Here is a 573-nt window from a genome sequence, read left to right as displayed (position 1 = left end):
TATGAAGGCGTGCCGCTCGTGATGATAGAAGCGGTGCTCGCTCAAAGGCCGATAGTTGCTTCGCGGGTTTCCGGACTTGACTCATATCTCCCGGAATCCATGCTCTTTCCCGCCGACGATCAAGACGCTTTCGTAAAGTGCATTTTCGCAGCTCGCGGCATTCAGCTCGGTACGCTTTCGCAGGATTTCAAGCAGCGCTTCTCGCGCGAAGTATTCAACGCTAAAGCACAAGACATGCTGCGGCGCCATACTTAAAAAAAGCGATTGCTCGCAGCGGTCGATTTCGAACAGTAGCTTTCACGTGGTTGCCCAACAGCGCAGTCGGGAAAGAAATCGGAGGCCAACTGGTGCCCCATCGGCTCGAATAGTGCAACGGATTTGCAACTGACTACACTAGGAGATCCGTGATGCACTTATCTGAGGACGGCCTCAAAGTGAAGTGCAACACCAAGCTCATTAATTCCACGATTCCGGGTGAAGCCATGAAGGGTGCCAGCAAGTTGCTTATGAAGTTCAGCAAGCGGCTTTCGTCTGAAAGCCACGTCTTGCAAGCGGTTGAACGCTCAGATGCCG

Annotated in this window: 1 protein-coding gene; it reads left to right on the top strand. The window is 52.9% G+C overall.

The window, feature by feature from the left end; all coding sequences use genetic code 11:
- Positions 1-255, top strand: a 255-nt coding sequence (locus AWB81_RS44020) for a glycosyltransferase family protein (protein WP_144444438.1), incomplete at its 5' end; no start/stop codon positions are given.
- Positions 256-573 lie beyond the last annotated feature (318 nt).

Source organism: Caballeronia arationis, from assembly GCF_001544975.2.
GTDB classification, from domain to species: Bacteria; Pseudomonadota; Gammaproteobacteria; order Burkholderiales; family Burkholderiaceae; genus Caballeronia; species Caballeronia arationis.
Note: the sequence above shows the minus strand (reverse complement) of the source record. Positions and strands in the feature narration are given on the sequence as shown.